The organism is Robertmurraya sp. DFI.2.37 (assembly GCF_029211245.1).
Taxonomy (GTDB): Bacteria; Bacillota; Bacilli; order Bacillales; family Cytobacillaceae; genus Robertmurraya; species Robertmurraya methanolica_A.
On the sequence record NZ_JARGEJ010000013.1, the window covers coordinates 96,730 to 103,278 of the forward strand.

6 protein-coding genes are annotated in these 6,549 nt (G+C 38.0%); 3 read left to right on the forward strand and 3 right to left on the reverse strand.

Translation table 11 applies throughout. The annotated features are described in order from the left end of the window. Positions 1-69 precede the first annotated feature (69 nt). The 3 genes from PZE06_RS09660 to PZE06_RS09670 all read left to right on the forward strand — a co-directional run bounded on the left by PZE06_RS09660 (position 70) and on the right by PZE06_RS09670 (position 4,171). Positions 70-846 carry a fumarylacetoacetate hydrolase family protein gene (locus PZE06_RS09660; RefSeq protein WP_150915483.1) on the forward strand — a complete coding sequence of 259 codons (777 nt, stop codon included), beginning with the start codon at positions 70-72 and terminating at the stop codon, positions 844-846. A 75-nt stretch (positions 847-921) separates the two neighbouring features. Further along, positions 922-1,695, forward strand: coding sequence for an IclR family transcriptional regulator (locus PZE06_RS09665; protein WP_150915484.1), 774 nt, complete (start codon positions 922-924; stop codon positions 1,693-1,695). A gap of 691 nt (positions 1,696-2,386) precedes the next feature. Further along, positions 2,387-4,171: an L-lactate permease gene (locus PZE06_RS09670; protein ID WP_150915485.1), complete on the forward strand. Its 1,785-nt coding sequence runs from the start codon at positions 2,387-2,389 to the stop codon at positions 4,169-4,171. Positions 4,172-4,323: 152 nt separating this feature from the next. On the opposite strand, the gene PZE06_RS09675 is transcribed toward PZE06_RS09670, so the two are convergent. From PZE06_RS09675 to PZE06_RS09685, 3 genes are all read right to left on the reverse strand, one after another. Then, a complete protein-coding gene (locus PZE06_RS09675; RefSeq protein WP_150915486.1) occupies positions 4,324-4,509 on the reverse strand; it encodes an aspartyl-phosphate phosphatase Spo0E family protein in 186 nt (61 codons plus the stop codon). A gap of 306 nt (positions 4,510-4,815) precedes the next feature. Next, positions 4,816-5,355: a 4Fe-4S dicluster domain-containing protein gene (locus PZE06_RS09680; RefSeq protein WP_150915487.1), complete on the reverse strand. Its 540-nt coding sequence runs from the start codon at positions 5,353-5,355 to the stop codon at positions 4,816-4,818. Positions 5,356-5,373: 18 nt separating this feature from the next. Beyond that, complete coding sequence (locus PZE06_RS09685; RefSeq protein ID WP_150915488.1) at positions 5,374-6,369, reverse strand: molybdopterin-dependent oxidoreductase; 996 nt, start codon at positions 6,367-6,369, stop codon at positions 5,374-5,376. Positions 6,370-6,549 lie beyond the last annotated feature (180 nt).

Genomic DNA, 6,549 nt, shown 5'->3' on the forward strand with positions numbered 1-6,549 from the left:
CAATGTGAATCCAAGTGCTATTTCGTTTAACAAAACCTAATCTTAAAGTTTATCCGGAGGAGTGGAAAAATGAAATTTACACGTTTTTCAGTGGATGCTATTGAATATAAAGGAGTGTTGGTCGAAGACGGCATAAGAGAAATAAAAGGAGATATATTTGCAGACTGGGACTATACAGGAAAGGTTTTTTCAAAGGATGAAGTAAAGCTTCTAGCCCCGCTGATGCCTACTCAAATAATTGGAATTGGTGCGAATTATGTAGCAAGTGTTGATCAATTACCGAATGAACTGCCTGATATTCCGGTTTTCTTTTTTAAGCCAATTTCCTCAGTCATTGGTCCAGAGGACGAGATTATCATTCCAACAGGCTGTGATACTGTAAAATTTGAATCTGAACTTGCGGTGGTGATTGGAAAAAAAGCAAAAGATATTTCAGAAGAAGAGGTTTTTGATTATGTGTTTGGCTATACAGTTGGAAATGATGTCACCGCTCCTGCCTACTTTCACGAAGCGGGTCATTGGACAATTGGAAAGTCATTTGACACCTTTACACCATTAGGACCGTTCATTGAAACGAAAATCGATCCAGTATCATTAAGAGTGAAAGCGCGATTGAACGGGGAAGAAAAACAAAATAGCGGGCAAGAGCTAATGATTATTTCCACCGCAAAAATGATTTCTTATCTTTCCCATGTTATGACGCTACAGCCAGGGGATGTGATTTTAACTGGCAGTCCTGTAGGAGCAGAGTTTGTTCGTGCTGGAGATGTGATAGAATGTGAAATAGAGGAGATTGGTATATTGAGGAATTCTTTTGTGAAAAAAGCGGTCTCGGTCGAGCATTAAGTTATGTAATAATGGCTCTTTTTCCATTTTGAAAAGGAGCCATCGTTACTTCGTATGAAGCGGAGGTGTGAATGGATGGAAAGAGACAATATGGTTAAATCAGTGGGACGAGCACTGGATATTATTAATTTAGTAAGCTCGAAAAAAGGGGGGTTAGGTGTAACAGAAATCGCAAAGCAAGTTGATATTAATAAGAGCTCTGTTTACCGGATTCTTTCAACGTTAGCTCAGTATGGTTATATTGAACAGGATGTCGATACTGGACGTTATAAATTAGGTTATAAATTTCTGGATATTAGTTCAAAACTTTTAGAATCAATTGATATTAGAGCAGAGGCAAGACCTTTCTTATTGGAATTAGAACGGGAAACAAATGAAGTCATTCACTTAGCTGTATGGGACCAGGGCGAGGTTGTATACATTGAAAAACTGGAAGGAAATCAAACATTACGCATGCATTCAAAGGTTGGAAAGCGAGCTCCCATGCATTGTACTTCTGTTGGCAAAGCAATTCTTGCTTACTTACCGTTAAATGTCGTAGAAGATATTATTGAAAGAAAAGGGCTCCCGATCCATACAGAAGCAACGATCACTGAGAAAGAGGCGTTTCTAAAAGAATTAGTTAAAATTAAGCAAAAAGGATACGCTTTGGATTTGGAAGAAAATGAATATGGAATCACTTGCATTGCAGTTCCACTGTTCGACCATTTAGGGAAGGTCATAGCCTCGGTAAGTATTTCCGGACCAACGATAAGGATGACGGCAGCAAGATTGGAACAATTGAAAATAAGAATGAAGGAAGCAGGAGCGAAAATATCAGGAAGATTAGGGTACGTAAATACTGTTTAGGAAACATATGAAATTAACGTTGGTGTTGATTTTGGCTCATCTCATGTGAGGTTTCACACGAGATGAGCCAAAATCATTTTCTCAACAACTTTGTTTAACTATCCATTAAAAAATCTCGAAGCTTTGTTTCACAATGATGAAGCGATTGAGCATCAGGTAAAGGATGGCAGTATGGCTTGGAAAATGTTGCGGGTTTTAAAAATTTACTAATGCTGAGTTTCAGCACTTCAAGTTCAAAAACGAACGTTCATTTGATTTTTACATTTTAAGGAGTAAATGCGGATTATTAAACTTGGTATTGTTCGTTTTAATTAGCGATGGTACATTATGAAATTGGATTCCTACTGTTAATTGTTTTAAACAATGCAATTTGATTGTTGTTTTTCTGTGGAGATTCATAAAAAAGTATAGCAAGCAAATTTTTTTATTTCTCTTCAAAGGTGGACGCTCCTAAGTTGCTATAACTAGAGAGTGTGTTGAACTTTATATAAAAGAGCGATCATATGGATTTTTTGTCGTAATAAAATGAAGTGAATTTTCTAAAAATTATTGAAACTATAGTATAAGTGTGTATAATTTAAGTAAGTATCTCCTGTTATATAACAAATATAATATTGTTATATGACTTTGTTGTCTATTGTGCAACAATTGAAATCATTGTTTTTTATCATCAAACGGAAGGGGAAGTGCTATGAGCACAGGAATGCTTGCTTTTTTATCGCTATTGCCGATTATAGCAGTAGCAATCTTTCTTGTTGGATTAAGATGGCCAGCAAGTAAAGCAATGCCAATTTCTTATTTAGTTGCAATTGGACTTGCGTTATTTGTTTGGAAGGTTCCGGGTGCCAATGTTGCAGCTGCATCATTGCATGGGTTATTTACGGCCGGGACACTATTGTACATTATTTTTGGCGCAATCTTACTGTTAAACACGCTTCAGGAGAGTGGCGGAATTAAAACGATTCGCCAAGGTTTCACTGATATTTCTCCAGATCGACGTATTCAAGTGATCATTGTTGCTTGGTTATTTGGCTCCTTTATAGAAGGATCTGCCGGATTTGGTACACCCGCGGCCGTAGCTGTGCCGCTGATGGTAGGATTAGGATTTCCAGCAATGGCAGCTGTTGTGGCTGGAATGTTAATTCAGAGCACACCTGTATCATTTGGTGCTGTAGGTACTCCAATGTTGGTCGGAGTTCAGTCCGGCTTATCGGCAGATGCAAGTCTTTCCAATGACTTTTTAGCTTTAACGATTGAGATCGCGGGGAAGGTATCTATTCTTCACATGATTGCCGGGACGCTCGTGCCCCTTATCGTTGTTGCATTTATGACAAAATTTTTCGGAAAAAACAAATCTTTTACTGAAGGGTTGAAGATTTGGAAGTTTGCTTTATTCTCAGCTTTTGCGATGACGATTCCATATGTAATCGTTGCTAATACACTTGGTCCAGAATTCCCTTCGATGGTTGGAGGTTTAGTTGGTTTAGCTATTGTGATTTACGCTGCCAAAAAAGGATTATTTATGCCTAAAGAAGATGAAATTTGGGATTTCGAAGAAAAATCCAAATGGGATCCAGAATGGATTGGCAAATTAGAAATGAAAGATATTGCTCATAAAAGTGGAAATATGAGTATGGCGAAAGCATGGACTCCGTATGTTTTAATTGGTCTTTTTCTTGTCTTGACACGTTTGCAATCGCTTCCATTCTTAGAATGGACACAAGCGTGGACTTTAAAATGGGAAAATATTTTCGATTCTGGAATCACAACTAGCTTTCAGCCTCTCTACTCTCCAGGATTTATCTTTATTCTGGTATCTGTCATCACTTACTTCCTCCATGGGATGAACGGAAAAGCCTATGGCAGAGCATGGTCACATTCAGGAAAAACAATGCTGTCAGCTTCAACAGCACTCATTTTTACCGTTCCAATGGTTCAAGTTTTTTTAAATACAGGAGGTGGAGCGGCAGGTTATGAGCGGATGCCGATTGAATTAGCCAACGCTGTGGCAGCATTAACTGGTGATTTTTGGCCGATTTTTGCGACATTTATTGGCGGTTTAGGAGCATTTATTGCTGGTAGCAATACTGTTAGCAATATGATGTTCTCCTTGTTCCAATATGATGTTGGTTCGCAAATTGGTGTTGATCCAACGTGGATCGTTGCACTACAAGCAGTAGGTGGAGCTGCGGGAAATATGATCTGCGTTCATAATGTAGTTGCTGCTTCGGCAGTTGTCGGTCTTGTTGGAAAGGAAGGGACGGTTATACGGAAAACACTCCTTCCGTTTGCATACTACTCCTTGTTTGCTGGTTCGCTCGGATATGCGATCGTCTGGTTCTCTGAAAAAGGTTTAGTTAATATCGGTTCCGTTATTGCGCTCTTAATTGCCATTGGTGCGATTTATATTATTGCAACGAATCAAAGAAGGGCCAATCTATTAGTAAATAATTCTGGAATAAGCACACCTAAATAGAGAGTGGTAAAAGGCGACCTAGGAGTCTATTTACTTCTAGGCCGCACAATGATTTAGAACACGAAATAGGAGGCTTCAGCGAATCGCAGGAGAGGATTTCAATTGCGCGTCATGGCAAGCTTTGTATCAATTTTTGGCAGATATTCAATTTATTAAAAATTCTTCTTAAAATTGCTAAAATTTAGCTTTTGATATTGAAGAACATACTGATCGAGCATCTGACTTAATTGTATTGTATTTTTACTAGATAGACCTTCCTTAATTCCAGTTTGGATCATTTCTTTTCTTAGTGTTTCAATTTTGTAGAAAAGGCTTTCTTCTAAACAGGACCTAGACATGTAAATAACTCCTTAGTAAGTGAAAAATAGTGAAACGAATAAGGATGCCATCTCAAAGTTTGTGATCTCATGCATAATTAAAACCCCTATTTCCTTGATTTCAGGTAATAAAGGGGTCTATTACATTTTAATACAGATTTTAACAGATTGCAGTGATATTTTCCACATCGAAATAAAAAAATTCGAGATATCTCGAATTTTTTTATGGTTTCACAGCAATGTTCGTGTGGAAAAACATTTTTTTGTCGTACTCTAAATGATCTTGTCAAAAAATAGCATATGAAATGGTCTGTATTAAATGGATAATCATTCTACAAGAAAGTGTCTTTTCTTTTCGGTAATAGGATAAAAAACGACAGACGGTTGTGTTATTCGAATATCAGGGATCCCCAAAATGGATGGGACCGCCTGAGGATCATAAAAATTTTCCAAGTCCACCAACTGTAGTGCTTCTGTTGAACAGGCCTCCACACAAGCGGGCAGTAAACCCCGATCTTGTCTAGGATAACACATCTGACATTTGCTAACTTTATTCGTTTCATAATCGAATTGAGGGGCCTCGTAAGGGCATGCTGCTATGCATAGTCTACAGCCTGTACAAAGATTCGAATCAATTAAAACAATTCCATCATGCCGCTTCATAAAAGCATTTTCAGGACAAACTCGAAAGCATTCAGGGCTATTGCAGTGATTGCAGGATAGGGAGAGAAACCCTTGAGATGACTTCGATACTTTGCGCCAACGAACGTTCCTGTCTGTGTGATTTTCATTACGACAAGCAATTTCACAGGAGGTACAGCCAATGCAATGGTCTGCATTAAAAACAAATCCCATTTGTTTAGACATATAATCAACTCATTTCTTCTATGGGTGTTTTAGACTCTTAATACTTACAAAGCAATCATAAAAATGAGTGCTTGATAGTTCTTCTTGTTTTTGCAGTTGTGAGCCAATTAATTGATTGATAGAGTTTTCACCGCTTTGACTGACGAGAACGACATCATGTGGCAGATGTTGATTTTTGCACGCTTTGATGATGATCGTTCCGTTTTCATTGTAAACTTTCACTTTTTCTCCATCGTTAATTCCCAATGACTCTGCTACCTTGCTGTTTATTTCAATAACGGTCTCATCTGGCTTGGGATTTAGCCAGGAGATGAGAGCAAACTGAGAATGTATTTTTAATAATGTTTGAGGGGAGAGCAGTCGAAATGGATATCGTGAGGGCTTCCCCTTTGTTTCCAGCCGCAGTGAATGCAACATGGCTTTCACGTCATCTACTTGTATAAATGAAAAGTGCTTATTCTCTGTTTGATTAGCGAGTCGTGGCTTAGGTCCATCAACTAAACTCGTATACGATTTGAGGCCATACAAAGCTTGCACCTTTTCATTAAGTTCAAGCTCAATCCAATCTTTCGGTTCTAGCTCATAAGGAAATGTGGAAAAACCAGGACGGAGCATGTTTAATTTTGCCGTTAACTCACGGGCAATTTTTAAATCACTTTTCGTTTCGTAAAATGACGGTATTGCTTTTTGATTTATAGAGAGCCAATGATGCCAGTATCCCACATTTAAATCCTCTTCCTCAAAATGACTTGCTGCCGGAAGAACAATGTCTGAATGTTTAGCAGTATTCGTCATAAAAAGGTCAACTGTGACGATCAATTCCAATTCTTTAAATAATTCTTGCCAGACATTAATGTTCATATCCTGTGAAAGTGGACTTCGAGATGCAATCCATAATAATTTAAGAGGAGGATCTTGTAAATTTTTTGCTTCCATCGCAAAGTTTGCACAATTGATCATTCTCGAATTTTTAATAGATGCATGTTTTTTTTCTGGGAAGTTTAATAGATTCATTGGAAAATCTTCATAATTGGAATGTGTAAAATAGACACCCCCATTTGCTATATATAGTCTCTCGGAAATTAATTTTCCGCATTAGCTCTAGTCTTACGACTAGGGCTTTTTATCGTTACACCCCCAATAAGGGATGCGAACAAACTTTCCGTCTTGACAAACGTACGTTCCCCTCACAAT

Coding starts and splice junctions, on each gene's coding strand:
- PZE06_RS09685 (WP_150915488.1), bottom strand. CDS start 6,369: ATGAATCTATTAAACTTCCCAGAAAAAAAACATGCATCTATTAAAAAT.
- PZE06_RS09675 (WP_150915486.1), bottom strand. CDS start 4,509: ATGTCTAGGTCCTGTTTAGAAGAAAGCCTTTTCTACAAAATTGAAACA.
- PZE06_RS09680 (WP_150915487.1), bottom strand. CDS start 5,355: ATGTCTAAACAAATGGGATTTGTTTTTAATGCAGACCATTGCATTGGC.
- PZE06_RS09670 (WP_150915485.1), top strand. CDS start 2,387: ATGAGCACAGGAATGCTTGCTTTTTTATCGCTATTGCCGATTATAGCA.
- PZE06_RS09660 (WP_150915483.1), top strand. CDS start 70: ATGAAATTTACACGTTTTTCAGTGGATGCTATTGAATATAAAGGAGTG.
- PZE06_RS09665 (WP_150915484.1), top strand. CDS start 922: ATGGAAAGAGACAATATGGTTAAATCAGTGGGACGAGCACTGGATATT.